This window comes from Bradyrhizobium sp. NC92, assembly GCF_025200865.1.
Taxonomy (GTDB): Bacteria; Pseudomonadota; Alphaproteobacteria; order Rhizobiales; family Xanthobacteraceae; genus Bradyrhizobium.
The window spans coordinates 3655201-3677814 of record NZ_CP104171.1 but is presented as its reverse complement, the minus strand read 5'-3'; the positions used below and the strand labels follow the sequence as shown (position 1 = coordinate 3677814).

Here is a 22614-nt window from a genome sequence, read left to right as displayed (position 1 = left end):
GTTGGCGGGTCGCAAAGATGTTGCGACCCGCCCGCGATTCCCGGAATGCTATCCGCTGTCCTCAAGCCACCGAGCCGCCGCGCGGATTGACAACCGTATACCCTCGCAATGAGCGCGCGTGGATTCGCGTCGTGCGCCCGCCCGAGTTGGCGTCATAGGCCATCCAGACGTCGCCTCCGAGGTGCTGCTCAAGGACGAAAACGTGTCCTCGTCGCGCAGCAACCATTCCCGGTGCGGGTGATGTCCTGGGAAAGCGGAGCCAGTTGGACGCAAGATTCAATTCCGGCACGATGCGGCCGAACACGCGCAGAGCCGCGCCGCAGCCGCAGAACGAGGAAGGGCAACCGGCCGGACGGCCGCCGACGACGCGAGCGCCGTGAGCACCGGAGACCGTCGCCGGCGTGGTCGTGCCCCCAGCATCAGTCACTGTCAGTTGTGCGGAGCGGTACGCTTGCAGCGTGGGGCTGGAAACCGGCGAAGATCTGGAAGCTAGTGAGGGCCTGGAAGCCCGCTCGCGTCGCGTCTGCGAAAACGAGAAGTCGCAGGGCATGGTGACGTTGCATTCAGGAGCTTGATGAGTTCGGTAAGGGCGCGCTTCCGAAGCGACAGAACCCAAGGCAACGAAGACGCACGCAGAAAATACTCGCTTGAACATTGCAGGACTCCAAATGAGAGACCCTGCCCCGGGCAACGAGAAACCAATAACAGTTTGGCTGAAATGGGCCTAAACAGCGGCTGAAAGTGGTTGCGCTTGCGCGCAACAACTGCAAGATTTCATAGCCTACACGTAGCGCTAGAGATGATTAACTCGCAGCGCACGAATGCTCGATCAGCGCGTCAAGCTCGCGGCATGCAACCAATTCGGATCAATGCTACGGCCGGATCGTCATGTTCTCCGGCGGCCCCACTTTGCGTAGCGGCTCGGCGAGGCGGGCGAACTCGCACAACAGCGAGCGCGTCTTCCTGGGATCAATGATCTCCTCGACCCAGAATTTTTCGGCCGAGCGGAACGGCGAGCGGAGCTTGTTGAGGCGCTCCTCGATCTCCTTCAGCTTGGCCGCCTTGTCCTCGGCGGCGTCGATGTCGGCGCGGTAGGCGGCTTCGATGCCGCCTTCGAGCGGGAGCGAGCCCCAATAGGCCGACGGCCAGGCGTAGCGGATCGAGAAGCGGTCGGCCGGCTGATGCACGACACCGGCGACACCGAAGGCGTTGCGCAGGATCACGGTGCACCAGGGCACGGTGGTCTGGTTCACCGCCGCCATGGCGCGCACGCCGTGGCGGATGGTGGCCGCCTTCTCCGCATCGAGACCGATCATGAAGCCCGGGCAGTCCATGAGATAGACCACCGGCAGGTGGAAGGTCTCGGCGAAGTCGACCCAGCGCACCACCTTCTGGCAGGCATCGGCCGTCCAGGAGCCGCCATAGTGGAAGCTGTCGCTGGCGAGCAGCAGCACCGCCCGGCCCTCGAGCCGCGCGAGGCCCACGATGATCGGCTTGCCGAAGTTCTTCCCGACCTCGAAGAACGAGCCCTTGTCGACGACGGACTCGATGATGGGCCGCATCTTGTAGACCTGCTTGCGGTTGCGCGGCACCGCGTTCATCAGCGCTTCGTCGCTGCGCTCGGGGTTGTCGGTGCAGGGCAAGGTCGGCGGCAGCTCGTAGACGGAAGACGGCAGGTAGGAAAGAAAGCGCCGCGCGCAGGCGAACGCTTCTTCTTCCGTGTCGACGGCGTGATCGACCGCGCCGGCGCGGGTCTGGATGTCGGCGCCGCCGAGCTCCTCCTTGGTAAGATCCTGCCCCAGCGCCTTCACCACCGGCGGGCCTGCGACGAACATCGCGGACTTCCGCGTCATGATGGAATAGTGGCTGGCGGCAAGACGCGCGGCCCCCAAGCCCGCCACCGAGCCGAGGCCGAGCGCGACCACCGGCACGCGCGAGAGGTTCTCCGTCGTGAAGCGATACCAGCGCGTGCCGCCAATGCCGCCAGGCAGATTGGCCGCGCCCTTGGTCTCGATGGTCTTGACCGAGCCGCCGCCGCCGGAGCCCTCGATGATGCGGACGATGGGCAGGCGGAAATCGTGCGCCATCTCCTCCGCCATGAGCGGCTTGGCCGAGATCGACGCATCCGCCGAGCCGCCGCGCACGGTGAAATCGTCACCGACCACGACCAACGTGCGGCCGTCGACGCGCGCGCGGCCGAATACGCAATTGGCCGGCGTGAGCTTCTTCAGATCGCCGCTGGAATCGTACTCGCCGATGCCGGAGACGGCACCGATCTCGTGAAAGCTGCCTTTGTCGATCAGCTTGTCGATGCGCTCCCGAACAGTCAGCCGGCCCTGGTCATGCTGTCGCTTGACCTTGTCAACGCCGCCCATCTCCCGCGCGAAGGCTTCGCGCCGGGCGAGCTCGTCGAGTTCCGGCTTCCAGTTCATTCACTCCCTCCGAATGGATCGGCTTGTTATTGTTGTGCACGGCCATGGCGACCGGCTTACGCGAGATACGGTTGTTGAAGGCGTCGCCTTCCGCGCCTTCCATCAGGCTGCCGAGCGAGCGGCCAAGCTGGAGCATCAGCGGCGCGACTTCGTCGTGCAGACGCTGCTCGTCATACATCGCCGACAGAAGACCGATCGTGATGACCACGAAGGTCTGGTATTGCGGCGACCAGATCGGCACCGCGAGGCCGTTGATGTGCGGGCTCCAGAGGCCGCAGGCCACGACATAGCCGCGCTCGCGCAGCATCTGCCGGTTGGCCTCGATGCGGGGCTTGAGAATCTTGGCAGCCTCGGGGGCTTCGCGCTCCATGTCTGCGACGAAGGCATCGCCGACTTCCGGCGCCAGGGCCGCGGTGTAGGCCGCGCCTGCGGCGGTCGAGGCCATCGAGATGCGGCTGCCGGTACCCTCGTGCAAGCCGAGCGCGGTCGGCGAACGCGCGAATTGGAGATAGACGAGATGGAAGCGGTCGGGGACGACGAATCCGACCGTGCCCGGCAACTGCTCGGCGACTTCCTGCAGCCGCTGGCGAATCATGCTGCGCAGCTGCGCGCCCTTCATCATCGAAGCGCTCATCGCCACCGCGCTCGGGCCGATGCGATACTTCTGATCGCGCGGGAGATACACGAGCTGACCCATGCGGGTCAGCGTGTGCGTGAGCCGCGATACCGTCGAGCGCGGCAGACCGCAGCGATTTGAAATCTCGAGATTGCCGAGTCGCGCCTCGTGGCCCTCGAAGCATCGCAACACGTCGAACGCGCGCGACACCACCTGGATCACATCACCCTCACCGGCTTCACCAGCGAGCGCACCTTGCCTGCTCAACCGCTCCGAACGTCGTCCCATGATCCCTACCGTTATGTTCCGCTCTGCGGAATTAAATTCCACTTGCAGACGACGCTACCTCAGGCATTTTGCGACGACAACAAAAAGGCGATGGCATGCCAGAAATTAAGATCGTCACGGAGGTCGCGGGACGGATCTGCGCAACTCCCGTGCAAGTTGGAGGAACCGTCGCGGATGGCGATGACGTTGTGGTGGTCGAAGCGATGAAGATGGAGATCCCGGTGCCCTCACCCGCGAACGGCACGATCACATCGCTTCTGGTCAAGGTCGACGACGTCGTTGCCGAGGGACAGGCGATCGCGATCGTCGCGAGTTAAACACGTTGTCCGTTCGTTTCCGCGACAATCTGTCAGTCGCATTCCTGCGTGCGCGGTGCGGCGTTGCCATCGCTTGATCGCGGTGACATGATCGGTTTCAAACAAAACGTTGTTTCAAACAAAGAACGAAAATCCTCGCGCCAAAGCGAGGATCATTGGAGGGAAAACATGCTTCGTGGGCTGCTCGTGCTCGCACCTGCCTTGGTGGCGGGCATTTCTTTTGCGTCTACACGCTATTCGCTTGCCGAAGACACCAAGCTGCCGGCGACATTGACGTTCACCGCCTATGACACCGGCACCGCCGGCTTCAACATCGCGGTCGGCGTCGGCAAGATGATGAAGGACAAATACGGCACCGACGTGCGCGTGCTGCCCGCAGGCAACGACGTTGCTCGCCTCGCGCCGCTGCGCGCCAAGCGCGCGGCTTCCGCGGCGATGGGATCGGGCACCTATTTCGCTCAGGAAGGCGTGTTCGAGTTCGGCTCGAAGGAATGGGGGCCGCAGCCGCTGCAGATCCTGCTCTCGTCCGTCGACTGCAATTGCGGCTCGCTCGCGGTCGCCGCCGACACCGGCGTGAAGGAGCTGAAGGACCTCAAGGGCAAGCGCGTCGGCTTCGTGGTCGGCTCGCCTGCGCTGAACCAGAACTCGCTCGCGGTGCTCGCCTTCGCCGGGCTGACCAAGAACGACGTCAAGGCCGTCGAGTTCGCGAGCTACGGGGCGATGTGGAAGGGCCTGATCAACAACGACGTCGATGCCGCCTTCGGCACCACCATCACCGGTCCGGCCAAGGAGGCCGAGACCTCGCCGCGCGGCCTGACCTGGCCGCCGCTGCCCGCCAAGGACAAGGAAGGCTGGGCGCGGATGCAGAAGGTCGGCTCGTTCTTCTTCCCGCAGCTTGCCACCTGCGGCGCCGGCATCTCGCCGGAGAAGCCGGTCGAGCTTGGCAATTATCCCTACCCGATCTTCGTCGCCTATGCCTCGCAACCGGCCGACCAGGTCTACGCCATCACCAAGGCGATGATCGTCAACTACGACGCCTACAAGGATTCCGCGCCCGGCGCCGGCGGGCTCGCGGCCGACCGCCAGACCAAGAACTGGGTGGTGCCGGTGCATCCCGGTGCGGTGAAAGCGCTGAAGGAAGCCGGACAATGGAGCGATGCGCAGGAGGCGCACAACAACCAGCTGATCAAGCGCCAGGAAGTGCTCGGCGCAGCCTGGACCGAATACGGCAAGTCCAACCCGCCGTCGGACGACAAGGCGTTCCTCGACGGCTGGATGAAGGCCCGCGCCGCGGCGCTGGCGAAAGCCGGCATGCCGAATGGGTTCGAGGAATAGAGCGAGATGCTGTCGGGCTTGATCGCTGCCCCGCGAGAAGTGCGCCCCTTCTCCCGCGTGCGAGAGAAGGTTGGGGAAAGGGTGTCTCCACGGTGGGATTCCCCCAGAGGAGAAAGCCCTCACCCGGCGCTGCGCGCCAACCTCTCCCGCACGCGGGAGAGGTTGAGGAGCCTGCGGCGCGACCGCTTCAACCAACAATCGTTCGCCTAGTCGCGACTTTGCAGCCCACGTCCGGGATCGATCATGTCTGCTTCAATCTCCAGCGGCCCCCAGGACGAAGTAAGGCGCGTCGAATTCGCAGATCCGCATCTCGGCGCCGCCGCTGACTTGCAGGAGGCTGAGGTCACGCGCGTGCGCACCCTGAAGGGCGCGTGGCGCTGGGTGCTGATGGCGGCCACGGCGGCCACCATTCTGTTGTGTGTGAACCAGCAATTCTCGCTGCGGTTCTTCATCGACTACACCCAGCTCAACACCGAATATTTCTATCTGTTGATCGCGTTGATGCTGCCGTTCACCTTCCTGATCTTCCCGGGGTCGGACAAGGCGCCGCTCGACTGCATCCCCTGGCATGACCTTGCGCTGTTCGCGGCGACCTTCGGCTCGGCGATCTGGCTGATGCTCAATATCCGCAAGGCGGCGCAGCTCGGCTGGGAGTTCGACGGCGCGCCCACCAACGTCATCGCGGCCGGGCTCGTGATGTGGTTCGTGCTGATGGAGGCGCTTCGGCGCACCGGCGGCTGGAGCCTGCTGCTCAGCGTGCTGCCCTTCACGCTCTATCCGCTGTTTGCGGATTCGAGCTGGCTCGGGCCGTTCCGCGGCACGCAATCGACGCTGCAGCAGACGACCTCCTATCACATGCTCTCCGGCGAGAGCCTGCTCGGCATTCCCATTCAGGCCTTCGCCGACACCGTGATCGGTTTTTTGGTGTTCGGCACCGCGCTGATGATGACGGGCGCCGGAAAATTCTTCATCAATATCGCGTTCGCGATGTGCGGCACCTTCCGCGGCGGCGCGGCAAAGGTCTGTGTGTTCGCATCCGGCCTGCTCGGCACCGTCGGCGGCAGCATCGTCTCCAACGTGCTGACCGCCGGCACGATGACGATCCCCGCGATGAAGAAGACCGGCTTCACGCCGTCCTATTCCGGCGCGATCGAGGCCTGCGCCTCGACCGGCGCGGTGCTGGCGCCACCGGTGCTGGGCGCCACGGCTTTCGTCATGGCGCAGTTCATGAACACAGGCTATGCCGACGTCGCGCTCGCCGCGACCATTCCCTCGATCCTCTATTATGTCGGCCTGTTCGCGCAGGTCGACGCCTATGCCGCCCGCCACAAGCTGAAGGGCCTGCCGCGCGCCGAGCTGCCGCGGTTCTGGGATGCGTTCAAGGAGGGCTGGTACTATCTCTTCGTGATCGTCGTGCTCGTGGTGATGCTGCTCTACTTCAAGCGCGAGAGCCATGCGCCGTTCTATGCCTCCGTGCTGCTGGTGATCCTGCACCAATGGTCCGGTCCGGCGCGCTGGAAGCTCGGAAACACGCTCGTCCTCGCCGGCTCGATCGCGGCGACGGCCGCAATGTTCTGGTATGGCGTGCTCAACGCTGCGCTGTGGGGCATGTGCCTGCTGGCGGCGCTGAACGAATTCTTCCCCGGCAAGAATTGGGGCGGCGCGCGCTGGTTGCAATTCCTCGAGCTCAACGGCAAGACGTTCGTCGAGCTGATCGCGATCCTCGCCGGCTGCGGCCTGTTGATCGGCGCCTTCTCGCTGACCGGTGTGATCTCGAGCCTTGCCAACGATTTGCTGAGCATCGCGGGCGGCGATGCCTTCCTGCTGCTGATCATGTGCGCAATCACCAGCCTGATCCTAGGGCTCGGGCTGACCACGACCTCCTGCTACATCTTCCTCGCCATCCTGGTCGCGCCCGCACTGGAGAAGCTCGGGCTGAACAAAATGGCGGTGCACATGTTCATCTTCTACTGGGGCATGCTGTCCTCGATCACCCCGCCGGTGGCGATCGCCTCTTTCGCCGCGGCCGGCATCGCCGGTGCGCCGGCGATGAAGACGGGCTGGGAGAGCATGTGGGTGGGCAGCATCATCTACTTCATCCCGTTCTTCTTCGTGCTCAACCCGGCGCTGCTGCTCCAGGGCAGCAATCCTTATCTGGAGGCGCTTGGACTCACGGGACTTGCCTGTTTCGGCATCCTCTTCATCTGCGGCGGCATCCAGGGCTACCAGTCCTTCGTCGGCGACTTGCGCCGCGCCGGGATGCTGGAATGGCCGATCCGCGTGCTGCTCGTGATCGGCGGCTTCGTGGTCGCCACCCCCGGCGGCGGCATCATGCCGTTGTCGCAGATGCAGGTGACGCTGCTGGGCCTTGGCATCCTGCTGCCGACGATCCTGATCGCGCTTCTCCTGGTCCGGCGCCAGCCTGTGATGCCGGACGGGTTGCGCGTGCCCTGATTGCGTTGCACAAGGGAGGCGATGAAACCGCTCTCGCCTCTCGCCACCGCCTGGACCCGTTCGAAGCCGCCCTTGCTGCGGTTTCTGGACAATTGCCTTAGCGAATTCTCGGCCGAGACGTCAGGCCATGTCGCCGATTACATCCCCGAGCTCGGCAAGGCCGATCCTGCCTATTTCGGCATCAGCCTGGCGACGCTGGACGGCCACGTCTATGAAGTCGGCGACAGCCGGGTGCCCTTCACCATCCAGTCGATGTCGAAGCCCTTCGTGTTCGCGCTGGCGCTGGACCTGCTCGGCGCCGGCAAGGTCGAAGGCGCGATCGGCGTCGAGCCCTCCGGCGATCCCTTCAACTCGATCCGGCTGAATTCCGAGAACCATCCGTTCAATCCGATGGTCAATGCCGGCGCGATCGCCTGCACCGGGCTGATCTACGACAGCAAGGGTACCGACGCTTTCGAGCAGATTCGCCTTGCGCTCAGCCGTTTTGCGGGACGCGATCTCTCTATCGACGAAGCGGTCTATGCTTCCGAAAGCCAGACCGGCGACCGTAACCGCGCCATCGGCTATCTGCTCAAGACCAACGCGGTGATCTCGGACAATGTCGCGGGCGTGCTCGACGTCTATTTCCGCCAATGCGCCGTGCTGGTGACCGCGCGCGACATCGCGGTGATGGCGGCGACGCTCGCCAATCGCGGCATCAATCCCGTCACCGGCGAGCAGGTGCTGAGCGCTTACGCGATCTCGCGTACCCTTTCCGTGATGACGTCCTCGGGCATGTACGACTATGCCGGCGAATGGATCTACCGCATCGGCATCCCCGCCAAGAGCGGCGTCGGCGGCGGCATCCTGGCGGCGCTCCCTGCCCGCCTCGGCCTCGGCAGCTATTCACCGAAGCTCGACAAGCACGGCAACAGCGTGCGCGGCATCAAGGTCTGCGAGGCGCTGTCATCGCACTACGACCTGCACATGCTCAACCGCAGCGACGACGCGCGCAACGCCGTCATCGCGGATTACGATATCGGCAGGAGCCCCTCTCGCCGCGTGCGCCGCCCGCAGGAGCGCGAGATCCTGGCGGCCCACGAGCAGGAGGTGCGGATCATCGAGCTGGTCGGCACGCTGTCGCTGTCGGCGGTCGATTACGTCTCGCGCCGGCTTGCCGGACGACCGCGGCCGCAATTCGTGATCTTCGATCTTCACCGCGTGACCTCAACTACACGCGCCGGCGCACGGCTGGTGGCCGAAGCGTTCGAGGAGCTTGCGGCACTGAACGTGACCGTCGTGCTGTCAGGCGTCCGGCGCGCCTCCAAGGAATGGAACAGCTTGCGGGAATGGACCGCCGAACTGAAGAACGTCCGCGACTTCTATTTGCTCGACACGGCGATCGAATGGGCCGAAGACCAGATCGTCTATCGCTACGGCGGCTCGATCGATTTTCACGAGACCACCGAGCTTGCCGAGCAGCCCCTGTTGACCGGGCTGAGCGAGGAAGAGCTGACCGATCTCGCCTCGCTCTGCACCATCAGGACCTATCAATCGGGCGCGAAGATTCTCACGGCCGGCGAACCCGCCGATGCCCTTTACTTCCTGCGCAGCGGCGCCGTGCATGTCACGCTGCCCGACGGCGTCAGGCTGGCCACGCTCACCGCCGGCATGGCGTTCGGCGAGATGGCGCTGCTGGAGCAGACCCGCTCCGCCGACGTGTTCGCCGACATGGCCGCGACGGCCTGCGAGGTGCCGCTGAAGGATTTCGAGCGCTTCCGCAAGCAGCACCCCCGCGCCAGCGAATGTATCATGCGCAACCTGGCCCAGCTCTTGGCCGACCGCCTGATCGTCGCCAACGCCAAGGTGGATATTCTGACCTCGACGTAATGAACGCCGACGTTGCTCCCCAAGAAGTCGTCATGCCCGGGCTTGTCCCGGGCATCCACGTTCTTCGTACCGCTTGGCAAGACGTGGATGGCCGGGACAAGCCCGGCCATGACGCCGGAGTTCCCAGCTCACCGCTTACCGGCTCGCGGCTTCGCTGATACGTCGCTTGATCTTGGCGGCACTGGCATCGAGCAGCGCGGATGGCTGCTGGCCGGTGGCGGCGCACAGGCAGGCCCAGTAGTAGACGACATCGCCGAGCTCTTCGACGAGACCCGCCTTGTCGAGCCAATCGTCACGCAAGAGCTTCTTGATGTGCTCGGCGACTTCGCCCGCCTCACCGGCAAGGCCGAGGCCGAGGTAGGACAGCCGCTCGTTGGACGGATGCTCTTCGACTTTGGCAATGGTTGCGGCCCAGGCCGCATATTCATCGATCGTCATCGGCATTCCCCGCCGCTTGCGTCGATTCAGCCCACCACTTCGGTGACGGGCTGGAGATCGATCTCGAAGGTCTCCAGGAACTTTGACGTCATGATGTAGAAGCCGACCGAGAGCTGGAGCTCGACCAGCGCGGCCGGCGTCAGCTTCGATGCGATCGCCCTGAAGGTCGCATCCGTCGGTTTCTTCAGATTCACGATCTCGTCGGTGAAGGCGAGCGCGGCGCGCTGCACCTCGTTGAAGCAGGATGCTGCCTGCCAGTTCTCGAGCGCCTCGTTCTGCTCGTCGGTGACGCCGACATTCTTGCCGATGCGCTTGTGCGCGACGATCTCATAGGGTGCCTCGCACAGGATGCCGGTGCGGGTGATCGCAAGCTCGCGCACGATCGGATCGAGCTCGCCCTTGTGGCGGATGGCGCCGCCGAGGCGGCAATATTGCTCAAAGTAGCTCGGCGAATGCGCCATCATCCGGAAGATGTTGGCATGACGGTTCTTGTCGAGGATTTCGCGGGTGCGGTCGGATGCCTTGGACGGGTCGCTGTACTGAATGCGGGCCATGATTTTCCTGAAGTTTTCCCTGATCTTTTGATGCTTCTTGTCGCCATCGGCGCAGGTTTCCGCAGACTCTATTCGCGGGTGGACGCAGGAGCAACATCATCGAGTCAAATTGCCGCCGCATTGCTGATCGACCCTGACACAGTCGATATTCGCCGCGTGGGGACAAATCGCGGCGGATACTCGCAAGGGGTGTTCCGAGTAAAAACAATTGGCCGTCGTGTGCGCTAACCGCGCAACGATGAGTCACGCCCAAGTCTAGGGAGAAAACGGCATGAAGGAAGCCACCAAGGGGGCGGCCTCGGGAGCGCTCGCGCATATGCTGGCGGTGACGGCGATGCTCGTCATCGCCAGCATCTTGTTCTACGGGCGTTAGTTCGCGTTTTAAGAGTTTTCGTCATTCCGGGGTGGCTCTCCAGGGACCGCGCAACGCGCGGCCCTAGCAAGCCAAGCCCAGAATACCCGTTCCAGGCTCGGTCGTATGACCGCCCTCGAATGACGAATCCCACTATTTTTGTTTGGCGAAGAACGGCACCAGCCTGCCGGCAAAGGGCTTGAAGCACGCAACCACCGAATCGCCGATGGCGAGGTCGTTCTCGCCATGGGCCATCATGCGAAAACCCTCGGCGCAATCGACCAACAGGATATTGTAAGGCACGTGCGCGCGCATTTCCGGCGTTGCCGCGCGGCAGACCAGCGAGGTCGCGTACACCCTGCCCTTGCCGCTGGCGCGCGCCTCGCGCGGGTCCGATTCGCCACAAGCCGCGCAGAAGGCGCGGTAGAAATACTGTACATGCCCGCATGAGATACAGGTCTGGTAGGTGATGGCCTCTTCGCCCGTGGTCCAGTCCGCCAGACGCTCGCTCATCGCACCCGCTCCAGGAACATGCTCACGTGAGACGACAGCACGCCGCCGTCGCCATGCAGCAGCGCGATCGAGGCATCGCGCACCTGGCGGGTCGCCGCCCGCCCCGTCATCTGCAAATGCGCCTCGACCAGGTGCGCCATGGCGCCGCCGACGCCACAATGGCCGTAACTGAGCAGGCCGCCATGGGTGTTCAGCGGCATCGCGCCGTCGCGGCCGAAAAGGCCGGCGCGCACGCGCGCGGCCGCCTCGCCGCGGCCGGCGAGCCCGAGGTCTTCCAGCAGCATCGCGAGCGTGATCGTAAAGCTGTCGTAGATCGCGGCATAGCGCACGTCGGAAATCGCCAGACCCGTGGCCTGCTTCGCGCGGGCGATGGAGATCTCGGCGCCGAGCTCGCTGAGGACGGGCGCTGCCGTGACATGCTGATGCGTGTGCGCCTGGGCGCAGCCGCGGATGTGCACGCCCACTTTCCCCGTCCGCTCGCGGCTGACGACGAAGGCCGCGCCGCCGTCGGAGACCGGGCAGCAATCGAGCAGCTTGAGCGGCAGCGCCACCGGTTTCGAGGCCATGACGTCGGCGACCGTGATGGGATCGTGGAATTGCGCGCCGGGATGGCTGCAGGCGTGCCCGCGCATCAGCACCGCGAACTCCGCGAGGTCTTCTTCGGTCACGCCGTATTCGTGCATGTAGCGCGTGGCGACCAGGCCGTAATAGGCCGGGATGGTCGGTCCCAGCGGCACCTCGTAGTCGGGATGACCAACCTGCGCCAGCGCCTGGATCGAGGCATCGCGGCTCTGCCCGGTGAGCCGGTTCTCGCCGGCGACGACGAGCACGTGTTTTGCGACGCCTGCTTCCACGAGATGATGGGCGAGCATGGTCATGGCGAGGCCGGTGGCGCCACCGACCTGCACGGCGTGGGCGTAGGACGGGCGGATGCCAAAATGCTCGGCGAAGACGGTGGCGAGCATGATGTGCGGAGAGACGGTGGAATAGCCGCAGAGGATGCCGTCGATGTCGGTACGCTTGAGGCCGGCATCGTCGAGCGCAAGTTGGGCGGCCTTGCTCATCAGGTCCAGCGAGGAGGAGCCCTCGTGCTTGCCGAAAGATGTGAGGCCGACGCCGGTGATGAAGCTCATGGCCGGCTTTCTCCTCTGTCATTCCGGGGCGCGCCCCTTGGCGCGAGCTCTGGTGCGCAGTTGCGCACCTGAGAATCCATACTCCCGATCGTGGTTATGGATTCTCAGGTGCGCAACTGCGCACCAGAGCTCGCGACTTCGTCGCGCCCCGGAATGACGGATGAGAGATTGCGCGCCATACCTTCCCCCTACTCCGGCGCTCCGCGCGTAACGCCGCCGCGCACCATGGCGGCGATCTCGTCGGCCGAGTATCCGATCTCGCGCAAGATCTCGGCGCCGTGCTCGTTGAGCCGCGGCGCCAGGCGTACCGGCTCTGCCTCTGTCTCCGACCAGGTCGCCGTCACCTTCATGCTGCGGATCGGACCTTCGGTCGGATGGGTGACCACCGGGAAGAAGCCGGTGGCCTCCAGATGCTCGTCGTGCAGGATAGAGGCGAGATCGTGCATCGGCATGACGGGCACGTCGGCCTTCGTCAGCAGATCGATCCACTCCGCCGTGGTACGCGTCTCGAAGATGCGGGCGAGCTCGGCATAGACGATGTCGATATTGGCGGCGCGGCCGGCGAAGGTTGCAAACTTGGGATCGGCGCGCAGGTCGTCGCGTCCCGTGGCCTTGAAGAAATTCTCCCATTGCTTGTCGTTGTAGACGATGACGCTGAGATAGCCGTCAGAGGTCTTGTACGGCCTGCGGTCGCGCGAGAGATGGCGGGCATAGCCGCCCTTGTCGAGCGGCGGCTCATAGGTCAGCCCGCCCATGTGATCGCCCATGACGAAGCCGGCCATGGTCTCGAACATCGGAATGTCGACGCGCTGGCCGCGGCCGGTGCGGTCGCGGTGCACGAGGCTGGCGCAGATCGCGCCGACCGCGGTGATGCCAACGATGCGGTCCACGAGCGCGTTCGGCACATAGCGCGGCACGCCGTCCCCGGTCTGCGCCATCAGTGCCGGAAGCGCGGTGGCGCCCTGGATCAGGTCGTCGTAAGCGGGTTTTGCAGCATAAGGGCCGTCCTGGCCGAAGCCGAACACGCCGGCATAGACGAGGCGCGGGTTGATGGCGGAGACGACGTCGTAGCCGAGCTGCAGCCGCGCCATGGCCTGCGGGCGGACGTTGTAGACCAAGACGTCGGCGTCCTTCAGAAGCCGCAGCACGGCTTCGCGCCCCGCAGGCTTCTTCAGATCGAGGCAGATCGAGCGCTTGCTGCGGTTGGTGTTGAGGAACACCGGACCCATGCCGGCGTGACGCATCGGGCCGATCAGGCGGGTGACGTCGCCATCCAGCGACTCCACCTTGATGACGTCGGCACCGTAATCACCGAGCATCTGGGTCGCCCCATCAGCACGGTGGTCATGTCGATGACCTTGACGCCCTTCAGCGGCCCCATCGTTCGCTCCCGATTGCGCGGGGCTCAAATGCCCGGCGATTTCGGTCCAGCTAACGGCAGTGGCGCCGCGCGCGCAAGGGCGGCCGGCGTATGGCGGCATGCGCCGCGGAGCGACATCGGCCGCTATTTCTTCTGACGGGATTCCCGGATCTTCAGGAGCCGCTCGAGCTCGTCGTTCTGCTGGTTGATGCGGTCGGCGATGCGCGACTCGTTCTGCTCGCCGGAAGCGGCAGCGGCCTGCTCGATGAGCTGGCGGATATTGTCCTCGAGGATCGCGATACGATCGTTGAGTGCTTCGAGGGAGAGAGAGTCTTCGTAGGCATTGCTCATGATGCGCGTCTCGTCTTTCAATCAGGAGCCGTAGGGTGGGCAAAGCGCAGCGTGCCCACCATGATCTAGCGCAAGGAAAAAGGTGGGCATGGCGCTTTCGCGCCCTTGCCCACCCTACGAGAGCCTACTTGAGCGGCTCGAGCACCGAAACGTAGTTGGCGACGGCCGCCCCGCCCATGTTGAAGATGCCGCCGAGCTTGGCGTTCTTGAGCTGCATGCCCTCGGGCGCCTGGCCTGCGAGCTGCATCGCGGTCATCACATGCATGGAGACGCCGGTGGCGCCGATCGGATGGCCCTTGGCCTTCAGGCCGCCGGACGGATTGACCGGCAGCTTGCCGTCCTTCAGCGTCCAGCCTTCCTTGATGGCACGGGCACCCTGCCCCTTCGGCGTCAGGCCCATGGCTTCGTACTCGATCAGCTCGGCAACCGTGAAGCAGTCATGGGTCTCGACGAAGGAGAGATCGGACAGCGTGACACCGGCCTTCTCCAGCGCGCGCTGCCAGGCTACGGTGCAGCCCTCGAACTGCAGGATGTCGCGCTTGGACATCGGCAGGAAGTCCTGGGCATGCGCGGTGGCGCGGAAGCCGATCGACTTGGTCATGCCCTTGGCCGTCTCGGCATCGGCCAGCACCAGGGCGGCGGCACCGTCGGAGACCAGCGAGCAGTCGGTGCGCTTCAGGGGGCCTGCGACGTAAGGGTTCTTCTCGCTCTCGGCGCGGCAGAAGTCGAAGCCAAAGTCCTTGCGCATCTGGGCGAAGGGATTGGCGACGCCGTTCTTGTGGTTCTTGGCCGCGATCAGCGCCAGCGCATCTGACTGGTCGCCGTATTTCTGGAAATAGGAGCTGGCGATCTTGCCGAACACGCCGGCGAAGCCGCCGACCGTGTCGCCGTCTTCGGGCAGGTAGGACGCCTTGAGCAGGTTCTTGCCGATCTCCGGGCCCGGCGTGCGCGTCATCTGCTCGACGCCGACGACCAACACGATCTTGGCAGCCCCTGCGGCAATCGCGCGCAGGCCCTGGTGCACGGCGGCAGATCCCGTGGCGCAGGCATTCTCGACGCGGGTCGCCGGCTTGAAGCGCAGCTTGGGGTCGGCCTGCAGCACCAGCGAGGCGGTGAAATCCTGGGGCGAGAAGCCGGCGTTGAAGTGGCCGAGCACGATCTCGTCGACGTCGGAGGCCGAAATGCCGGCATCGGCGAGCGCCTCATTGGCGACGCGGGTGACGAGGCTTTCGACGGTTTCAGTGTCGAACTTGCCGAACGGCGTATGCGCCCATCCGACGATGCTGGCGGTCATGGTCGTCTCTCCCTGCAGGTCTTGTCCTGAGCTAAGTCTTAGCCCAGGGATGACAAGACTTCACGCGGCTTTCAGCGCCTTGAGGGTCCGCTCGCAGATGGCAGTTATGCCGGCCCAGTTCCCGGCCCGGATCTCCCCTGTCGGGCACAGCCAGGAGCCGCCGACCGCAACGACATTGGATTCGGCCAGCCAGGTCGCGGCATTGGCCTCGCCCACCCCGCCGGTCGGGCAAAACCGCACGTTCGGGAACGGCCCACCGAGGGAGCGCAGGCCCTTGATGCCGCCGGCCTGCTCCGCCGGGAAGAACTTCGCGACGTCGAAACCGTAGGACAGCGCCATCATCAGCTCGGACGCCGTTGCAATGCCCGGCGCGAACGGCAAGGAGCTGTCGGTCGCGGCCTTGAGCAGATCGGGGGTCAGGCCCGGGCTGATGCCGAATGCGACGCCGAGCTTCTCGACCCGGCTGAAGTCGGCCGGATTGAGAATGGTGCCGATGCCGACGACCGCCTCAGGGACCTCGTTCATCACCGCGCGCGCCGCCTCGATCGCAACGGGCGTGCGCAAGGTCACCTCCAGCGTGCGGACACCGCCGGCAACCAGCGCGCGCGCCAGCGGCACGGCGTCCTGGATGCGCTCGATGGTGAGGACGGGAATGACTGTCGCAGCCTTGAACAGCGCGACGAGATGGTTCTGTTGGGCAGCCGTGGTCATAGCTCTCGACTCATTTGGTCGCTGTTTACTTGCTGGCCTGGCGGGAGGCCGCCGGCCGGTGCCGCTTCTTCGGCGGCATGGCATAGCCCGGAATGATGGCGCCGGGATAGCAGATCACGAGGCTGGCGAGGCGATGTCCGGCCTCGGCCGCCTCGAGCGGCTCGGCGCCGGCGAGCCGGGCCGCGATATAGGCGGCGGCGAAGCTGTCGCCGGCGGCGGTGGTATCGACCACGGGCTTGGTCATCGGCTCGGCGCGGACCTCGCTGGCGCCGCCGGGGTAGCGCAACAGGCTCACCGGCTCGGGCAGACGGAACACCAGCTCCGGGGTCGGGATGCGCGCCATCAGCTGGTCCTGACTTTCTCCGGGGTGCAGCGCGAGCAGGTCCTCGGTCGAGGTCAGCACGATGTCGGCGGCCGCGAAGGCGGTCGCAAACACCTCCCGCGCGATATCTCGGTCCGGCCAGCCGCGCGCGCGGAAATTGGTGTCGAACACGAAGCGGGTGCCGAGCAGGCGCGCGCGCTTGATCGCGCCGAACAGCCGATCGCGCCCGGCCGCGTCGTAGATCGAGAGCGTGATGGCGGAGAGATAGACGATGTCGTAGCTCATCAGCGAGTTGAGCAGCTCGTCGGTCTCCGGCAGGCTCATCAGCTGCCGCGCCGCCGCGCTGTCGCGCCAGTGGAAGAACTGGCGCTCGCCCCTGCCATCCGTCTGGATCATATAGAGGCCGGGCAGCTTGCCCGCGAGCCGCACGACACGCCGCGTGCCGACGCCTTCCGCATTCCAGGCCGCGACCATCTCATCGCTCAGGGCATCGTCGCCAAGCGCGGTGAGATAGTCGACCTTGACGTCCAGCCGGGCCAGATACACGGCCGTGTTGAGGGTGTCGCCGCCGAAGCCGCGTGAGTAGAGACCACCGCCCTGCCCGGCAGACGCGCCGCCTTGGGCCTGCCGGAGCTCGACCATGCATTCACCGATGCAAGCAACGCTCGCCATCATCAGGACCCGCTCAGTCGGAGATCAGGCGACGAAATTGCCGCCGAGCTCGTCTTCAATGTGAATGCGGATGATATCGTCGAACGTCTTCTCGGCGGTGGTGAAGCCGAGCTCGCGCGACCGCTTTGCATCGAAATTGCGCGGCCAGCCGCCGACGATGCCGACGATGAAGGGATCGGGCTCGCGCTTGATGCGCGCGGCGACTTTCTCGCCCGCAACCCGCTTCAAGGCGGCGATCTGCTCGCCGACCGTCGCCGACAGGCCGGGCATGGTCAGGTTGCGGCGCGGGCCGACGGTGGCGAGATCCATGGTGCCGGCGTGGAGCAGGAAGCCGACGGCCGAGCGCGGCGTGGCGTGCCAGTGGCGGACGTCCTCGGATACGGGAAGGACCGCTTCCTTGCCGGCCAGCGGCTCACGCAGGATGTTGGAGAAGAAGCCCGATGCCGCCTTGTTGGGCAGGCCGGGCCGGATGCAGATGGTCGGCAGGCGGATGCCGATGCCGTCGAGGAAGCCGCGGCGGGAATAGTCGGCGAGCAGCAACTCTCCGATCGCCTTCTGGGTGCCGTAGCTGAGCAGCGGGGTATGGAAGAACTCATCGCCGATCGCATCGGGAAACGGCGCGCCGAACACCGCGATCGAAGACGTGAACACCACGCGCGGCTTGTAGCCGCCGCCCGCTAGGCGGATCGCATCGAGCAGCATCCGCGTGCCGTCGAGATTGATGCGATAGCCCTTGTCGAAATCGAGCTCGGCCTCGCCGGAGACGATCGCGGCGAGATGGAAGATCACGTCGGGGCGGCCTGCGATCAGCTTCTCGGCGGCGCCCGGGACGGCGAAATCGCCGGACACGGTCTCGACCGGGAAACCGGCCTTCTCCGGCTTCTTCGGCTCGACCACGTCGTGCATGGTCAATTTCGTGATGTCGCTCTTGCCGAGCCGCCCGTCGCGCAGCAGCCGGTCACAGAGTTTGCGGCCGACCATGCCGGCGGCGCCGAGAACCAGAATGTGCAAGAGCTCAACTCCTTCTTATTGGCCGGAGCGCGCCGCTCTTGAAACCATTGGCGCGCCCCCGGCAGGCCCCGCGATCATTCCTTCACGGCGCCGGTCATCGCCGACACATAATGCTCCACGAAGAAGGCGTAAAGGATCACGAGCGGCAGCGAGCCGGCCAGCGCGCCCGCCATCAGCGAGCCCCAGCGGTAGATGTCACCGTCCACGAACTCGTTGACGATCGCGACCGGCACGGTCTTGTTGCTGGTCGATTGCAGGAACGTCAGGGCGTAGATGAACTCGTTCCAGCACAGCGTGAAGCAGAAGATGAAGGCCGAGATCAGGCCGGGAATTGCGAGCGGCAGCACGATCTTGATCAGGATCTGCCAGCGGCTCGCGCCGTCGATCAGCGCGCATTCCTCGAGCTCGAACGGGATGGTCTTGAAATAGCCCATCAACAGCCAGGTCGAGAACGGGATCAGGATGGTCGGATAGGTCAGGATCAGCGCCAGCGGCGAGTCGAACAGGCCGTACTGAAACACGACGGTGGCCAGCGGAATGAACAGGATCGACGGCGGCACCAGATAGGCGAGGAAGATCAGGCCGCCGACGAGATTGGCGCCCTTGTAACGCAAGCGCACGATGGCGTAGGCCGCGAGCACCGATGCGATGATCGACAGGATCGTGGCGCAGACCGCGACATACATCGTGTTCCAGAGCCAATGCGGATAATAGCTCTCGAACAGCAGCTTGTAGAAATGCTTGAACGTCGGACTCCAGGTCCAGAACGGGTTGTACTTGTCGAGATCGAGCAGCTGCTCGTCGGGCTTCACCGAGGTCAGCGCCATCCAGTAGAACGGGAACAGCAGGACGACGACGATGATCGTGAGCGGCAGATACAGCGTCACGATCCTGCGCGGCACCGACTGCAGATAGCTCATGCCCTCGCTGTGATCGGCCGTAGGCGCCGAGCCCGACAGCACATTCTTGAGATCGATGGATCTGGTGGGCAGGTCAGTCATTGCTCTCTCCCTGCTGCCACTTCCGGCGCTGCAATCCGAACCACGAGACCATGATGGCGGCGAGCAGGAACGGAATCATGGCGCTGGAGATCGCGGCGCCCTCGCCGAGCTGCCCGGCGATGATCGCACGCTGATAAGACAGGGTCGCCATCAGGTGAGTGGCGTTGACCGGGCCGCCACGCGTCATCGCCCAGATCAGCTGGAAGTCGGTGAAGGTGAAGAGCACGGAGAACGTCATCACCACGGCGATGATCGGCGTCAGCAGCGGATAGGTGATGTAGCGGAAATTCTGCCAGCGCGTGGCGCCGTCGAGCGTCGCCGCTTCATAGAGCGAGGGCGAGACGGTCTGCAGTCCCGCGAGTAGCGTGATCGCCACGAAGGGCACGCCGCGCCAGATATTGGCGAAGATCACGCAAATGCGTGCCCAGGTCGTGTCGCCGAGGAAGTTGATGTTCTGGTTAATCAAGCCGAGATGCTTCAGCGACCAGGAGATGATGGAGAATTGCGAGTCGAAGATCCACCAGAACGCCAGCGCCGAGAGCACCGTCGGCACGATGAACGGAATCAGCACCATCGCGCGCAGCATCGCCTTGAACGGCATGTTCTCGTTCAGCAGCAGCGCGAGGTAGAGGCCGATCGCGAATTTGAGAGCGCTGGCGACGAAGGTGTAGAGCAGCGTGTTGAACACCGACAGCCAGAAGATGGAATCGTCCCACAACCACTCATAGTTCTCGGTGGCCACGAAGTGCCCGACCCTGCCGATACGCGTGTCCGTGAAGGACAGCCAGATGCCGAGCCCGAGCGGATAGGCCAGGAAGAAGATCAGGAAGGCCATGGCCGGCACCATGAACCAGAAGCCGAGCCAGTTGCGATTGTGTTTGAGCTGGGTCCAGACGCTGTCCTCGCTCAACTGAGGCTTGGCCCGGGGAATTGCGACATCAGCCATGCCCGATATCCCTGATCGAAATGTTGACGAGCGGGCGGCCCAAGAGCCGCCCGCCCCGTGACCGTTCAGCGATAGATGCGCTTCAGCTGGCGCTCGGCTTCGGCCATCGCGCCCTTCGCATCCTTGGCGCCGGTGCAGTAATTGGCGAACATGTCGACGACGATGAAATCGGCGATCGCGGTCGCCGCCTTCTCGCCGACGGTGCCGATGCCGGACGCCGGCAGCGTGCGCTTGGAGGCCTGCGAGTACACGGCGTTCTTGGGATCGGCCGTCCAGACCGACGCCGATTCATAGGCGTTCAAGGTCTGCTGCAGATAGCCTTGCGCGCCATCCAGCCACTTCTCGTAGTTCTCCTTCTCCAGCATGAAGGCGACGAAGGCCTTCGCCGCGTTCGGATATTTGGTGAAGTTGAAGGCGAGGATCGGCAGCGTAAGCTGCAGCTCGGTCGGCTTGCCGATCGGTCCGACCGGGTGCAGCGCGTGATAGGTATCTTCCGCCAGTTCCTTCTTGGTAGGATCGGTCTTGGCGGCAACATAGATCGAAATGCCGTTGAGGGTGCAATAGAGTTCTCCGGCCAGGTACGCCTTATTATTGGATGAGTCGTTCCAGGAAGGCGTGCCTGGGATGAAAGTCTCGTAAAGCGCTTTGCAATACTCTAGCGCCTTTGCGGTCTCGGGCGAATTGATGCTGACCTGATCCTTCTCATTGACAGTCCACGCATTGTGGCCCCAGAGGATCCAGTGCAGCCAGCCGTTGGCATCGCCGCTCGCATGTCCGAGGGCAAAGCCGGCCGGCGTGTTGTTCGCCTTGAGCGCTTTGCACATCTCCAGGAAGCTTGGGAAATCTTTCGGGAACTCCTTGAAGCCCGCTTTGTCCGTCGCCGACTTCCGGTAGGTCATATAGCCGCCGTTGGTCGCGACAGGGATGCCCAGCCAGTCTTCGCCAAGCTTGCAGGTCTTTGCTGCAGCGTCCGTCCAGCCGCCATATTTCTTGCCGAGATAGTCGGCGACATCGTTCATTTTCAGGACTTTGGTCGGGAACAGCTGCGGCAATGTGTGCAGACCCCAGGCGACGTCGAGGCCGGAGCCCGTGTTGGCTGCAACGGATGCCTTCGGCTGCACGTCCTCGAAGGACTCGCTGAATACGTTCATCTCGGTGCCGGTCGCGGCCTTGAATGCCGCCACCATCGCGTTGAACGCGTCGTCCTCCGCCGGCACGAAGCGCTTCCAGCGCATCACGGTCAGCTTGGCGCCGGGCTCGGCCTTCCAGGGCGCGCTCTGCGCCCAGGCCCTGGCGAAGTCGAACAGTGCCGGCCCCGTCAGCATGCCGGTTGCGGCCAGAGCGGTGCCGCCTTGGAGCAGAGACCGGCGGGTAAAGTCTTGCATGTTGTCCTCCCTGTAATGCTTTTTGTTGTCTTATTCCTTGTCGTCTGATGCGCTAGGCGTTCATGCGCTTGCCCGTCGCATCGTCGAACAGATGGACCAGCGACGGATCGGGCTTCAGCCGCACCTTGTCGCCCGGATTGAACTGGTGACGCTCGCGGAAGACCGCGACGACCTGCTCGCCGCCGACCTTGGCGAACACCTGCGTTTCCGAGCCGGTCGGCTCGACGACGATGATCTCGGCTTCGGCACCGTCATCGGCGATGGTGAAGTGCTCCGGCCGCACGCCGTAGACCGCAGGACGGCCGTCGGAGCCGGCCGGCGCGCTCTTGAGCGGGAGCTTGACGCCGTTCGGCCCTTCGAAGGTCGCAACGCCGTTGACGCGCACATGGCCTTTCAGGAAGTTCATCGCGGGCGAGCCGATGAAGCCGGCGACGAACTGGTTGTCGGGCTTGTCGTAGAGCTCGAGCGGCGTGCCCATCTGCTCGACGATGCCGTCATGCATGACGACGATCTTGTCGGCCATGGTCATGGCCTCGATCTGGTCGTGGGTGACATAGACGGTCGTCGTCTTCAGGCGCTGATGCAGCTCCTTGATTTCGGTGCGCATGGCGACGCGCAGCTTGGCGTCCAGGTTCGACAACGGCTCGTCGAACAGGAAGACCTGCGGATCGCGCACGATGGCGCGGCCCATGGCGACGCGCTGGCGCTGGCCGCCGGAGAGCTGGCGCGGGTAGCGGTCGAGCAGCGGCGACAATGCGAGGATCTCGGCGGCGCGCTTGACGCGCTTGTTGATCTCGTCCGAGCCGGCATTCCGCAGCTTGAGCGAGAAGCCCATGTTGTCGGCGACCGTCATGTGCGGATAGAGCGCGTAGTTCTGGAAGACCATCGCAATGTCCCGCTCCTTGGGCTGGACATTGTTGACGACGCGGTCGCCGATCGAGATCGTGCCGGAGGTGATGTTCTCGAGGCCTGCGAGCATGCGCAGAAGCGTCGACTTGCCGCAGCCGGAGGGGCCGACCAGGACGACGAACTGACCGTCCTCGATCGGGATCGTGACGCCGTGCAGGACTTCAAAATTGCCGAACGATTTCCGCACGTCGCGGATTTGCACAGACGACATCTAGCTCCCTCCTCGAAAGTCCACGGCGCCTCTCGCGCCGCGACCGTCTTGTTTTTCGGACTTCACCGAACGAAGCCCGAGCTTAGCGGGCGACATTGTCGGTAGTTTGTGCGGTTTTGGCAATTTGTCTTTGGTTAGTC

General features: G+C 64.5%; 20 protein-coding genes and 1 pseudogene. 5 read left to right on the top strand and 16 right to left on the bottom strand.

All coding sequences use genetic code 11. The features are described 5' to 3' along the window. Positions 1-872: 872 nt before the first annotated feature. Both N2602_RS16995 and N2602_RS16990 read right to left on the bottom strand, forming a co-directional pair. The gene (locus N2602_RS16995) at positions 873-2432 is read right to left on the bottom strand and encodes an acyl-CoA carboxylase subunit beta (protein ID WP_260383329.1); all 1560 of its coding nucleotides are present in this window, start codon (positions 2430-2432) and stop codon (positions 873-875) included. Further along, positions 2362-3336 carry an IclR family transcriptional regulator gene (locus tag N2602_RS16990; protein ID WP_172786337.1) on the bottom strand — a complete coding sequence of 325 codons (975 nt, stop codon included), beginning with the start codon at positions 3334-3336 and terminating at the stop codon, positions 2362-2364. The genes N2602_RS16995 and N2602_RS16990 overlap by 71 nt, the downstream gene beginning before the upstream one ends. Before the next feature lie 95 nt (positions 3337-3431). On the opposite strand from N2602_RS16990, the gene N2602_RS16985 reads away from it, so the two are divergent. From N2602_RS16985 to glsA, 4 genes are all read left to right on the top strand, one after another. After that, on the top strand, positions 3432-3653 hold the full coding sequence (locus N2602_RS16985) for a biotin/lipoyl-containing protein (RefSeq protein WP_036001120.1): 222 nt from the start codon (positions 3432-3434) through the stop codon (positions 3651-3653). A gap of 168 nt (positions 3654-3821) precedes the next feature. After that, a complete protein-coding gene (locus N2602_RS16980; RefSeq protein WP_260383328.1) occupies positions 3822-4988 on the top strand; it encodes a TAXI family TRAP transporter solute-binding subunit in 1167 nt (388 codons plus the stop codon). 243 nt (positions 4989-5231) lie between these two features. After that, positions 5232-7442, top strand: coding sequence for a TRAP transporter permease (locus tag N2602_RS16975; RefSeq protein WP_260383327.1), 2211 nt, complete (start codon positions 5232-5234; stop codon positions 7440-7442). 21 nt (positions 7443-7463) lie between these two features. Beyond that, entirely contained in the window at positions 7464-9311 is a 1848-nt protein-coding gene (gene glsA / locus N2602_RS16970; RefSeq protein WP_260383326.1) for a glutaminase A, read from the top strand. A 135-nt stretch (positions 9312-9446) separates the two neighbouring features. Here glsA and N2602_RS16965 read toward each other — a convergent pair whose 3' ends face one another. Continuing rightward, positions 9447-9749, bottom strand: a complete 303-nt coding sequence (locus tag N2602_RS16965) for a nucleoside triphosphate pyrophosphohydrolase family protein (protein ID WP_172786333.1) — start codon at positions 9747-9749, stop codon at positions 9447-9449. Positions 9750-9775: 26 nt separating this feature from the next. Next, positions 9776-10303, bottom strand: coding sequence for a carboxymuconolactone decarboxylase family protein (locus N2602_RS16960; RefSeq protein ID WP_172786332.1), 528 nt, complete (start codon positions 10301-10303; stop codon positions 9776-9778). Between the two features lie 30 nt (positions 10304-10333). Between N2602_RS16960 and N2602_RS16955 the strand changes: the two genes are divergently transcribed. Then, positions 10334-10531, top strand: a complete 198-nt coding sequence (locus N2602_RS16955) for a hypothetical protein (protein WP_172786331.1) — start codon at positions 10334-10336, stop codon at positions 10529-10531. A 277-nt stretch (positions 10532-10808) separates the two neighbouring features. Here N2602_RS16955 and N2602_RS16950 read toward each other — a convergent pair whose 3' ends face one another. The 12 genes and pseudogenes from N2602_RS16950 to N2602_RS16895 all read right to left on the bottom strand — a co-directional run bounded on the left by N2602_RS16950 (position 10809) and on the right by N2602_RS16895 (position 22474). After that, positions 10809-11168 carry a Zn-ribbon domain-containing OB-fold protein gene (locus tag N2602_RS16950; protein ID WP_260383325.1) on the bottom strand — a complete coding sequence of 120 codons (360 nt, stop codon included), beginning with the start codon at positions 11166-11168 and terminating at the stop codon, positions 10809-10811. Continuing rightward, on the bottom strand, positions 11165-12301 hold the full coding sequence (locus N2602_RS16945; RefSeq protein WP_260383324.1) for a thiolase family protein: 1137 nt from the start codon (positions 12299-12301) through the stop codon (positions 11165-11167). The genes N2602_RS16950 and N2602_RS16945 overlap by 4 nt, the downstream gene beginning before the upstream one ends. Before the next feature lie 188 nt (positions 12302-12489). Continuing rightward, positions 12490-13682: pseudogene (locus tag N2602_RS16940) on the bottom strand (CaiB/BaiF CoA transferase family protein). Between the two features lie 123 nt (positions 13683-13805). After that, positions 13806-14012, bottom strand: a complete 207-nt coding sequence (locus N2602_RS16935; RefSeq protein WP_018645722.1) for a hypothetical protein — start codon at positions 14010-14012, stop codon at positions 13806-13808. Positions 14013-14136: 124 nt separating this feature from the next. Next, positions 14137-15306 (bottom strand): acetyl-CoA acetyltransferase, encoded by a 1170-nt coding sequence (locus tag N2602_RS16930; RefSeq protein ID WP_172786327.1) that lies wholly within the window; start codon positions 15304-15306, stop codon positions 14137-14139. Between the two features lie 60 nt (positions 15307-15366). After that, positions 15367-16017 carry a bifunctional 4-hydroxy-2-oxoglutarate aldolase/2-dehydro-3-deoxy-phosphogluconate aldolase gene (gene eda, locus N2602_RS16925; protein ID WP_260383323.1) on the bottom strand — a complete coding sequence of 217 codons (651 nt, stop codon included), beginning with the start codon at positions 16015-16017 and terminating at the stop codon, positions 15367-15369. 25 nt (positions 16018-16042) lie between these two features. Then, on the bottom strand, positions 16043-17011 hold the full coding sequence (locus tag N2602_RS16920; protein ID WP_260383322.1) for a sugar kinase: 969 nt from the start codon (positions 17009-17011) through the stop codon (positions 16043-16045). Positions 17012-17035: 24 nt separating this feature from the next. Further along, a complete protein-coding gene (gene denD, locus N2602_RS16915) occupies positions 17036-18022 on the bottom strand; it encodes a D-erythronate dehydrogenase (protein WP_260383321.1) in 987 nt (328 codons plus the stop codon). Positions 18023-18096: 74 nt separating this feature from the next. Beyond that, positions 18097-19023, bottom strand: coding sequence for a carbohydrate ABC transporter permease (locus N2602_RS16910; protein ID WP_260383320.1), 927 nt, complete (start codon positions 19021-19023; stop codon positions 18097-18099). Continuing rightward, positions 19016-19969, bottom strand: coding sequence for a carbohydrate ABC transporter permease (locus tag N2602_RS16905; RefSeq protein WP_172786323.1), 954 nt, complete (start codon positions 19967-19969; stop codon positions 19016-19018). The genes N2602_RS16910 and N2602_RS16905 overlap by 8 nt, the downstream gene beginning before the upstream one ends. A 65-nt stretch (positions 19970-20034) precedes the next feature. Next, entirely contained in the window at positions 20035-21354 is a 1320-nt protein-coding gene (locus N2602_RS16900) for an ABC transporter substrate-binding protein (protein ID WP_172786322.1), read from the bottom strand. A gap of 52 nt (positions 21355-21406) precedes the next feature. Beyond that, on the bottom strand, positions 21407-22474 hold the full coding sequence (locus N2602_RS16895) for an ABC transporter ATP-binding protein (protein WP_145658713.1): 1068 nt from the start codon (positions 22472-22474) through the stop codon (positions 21407-21409). Positions 22475-22614 lie beyond the last annotated feature (140 nt).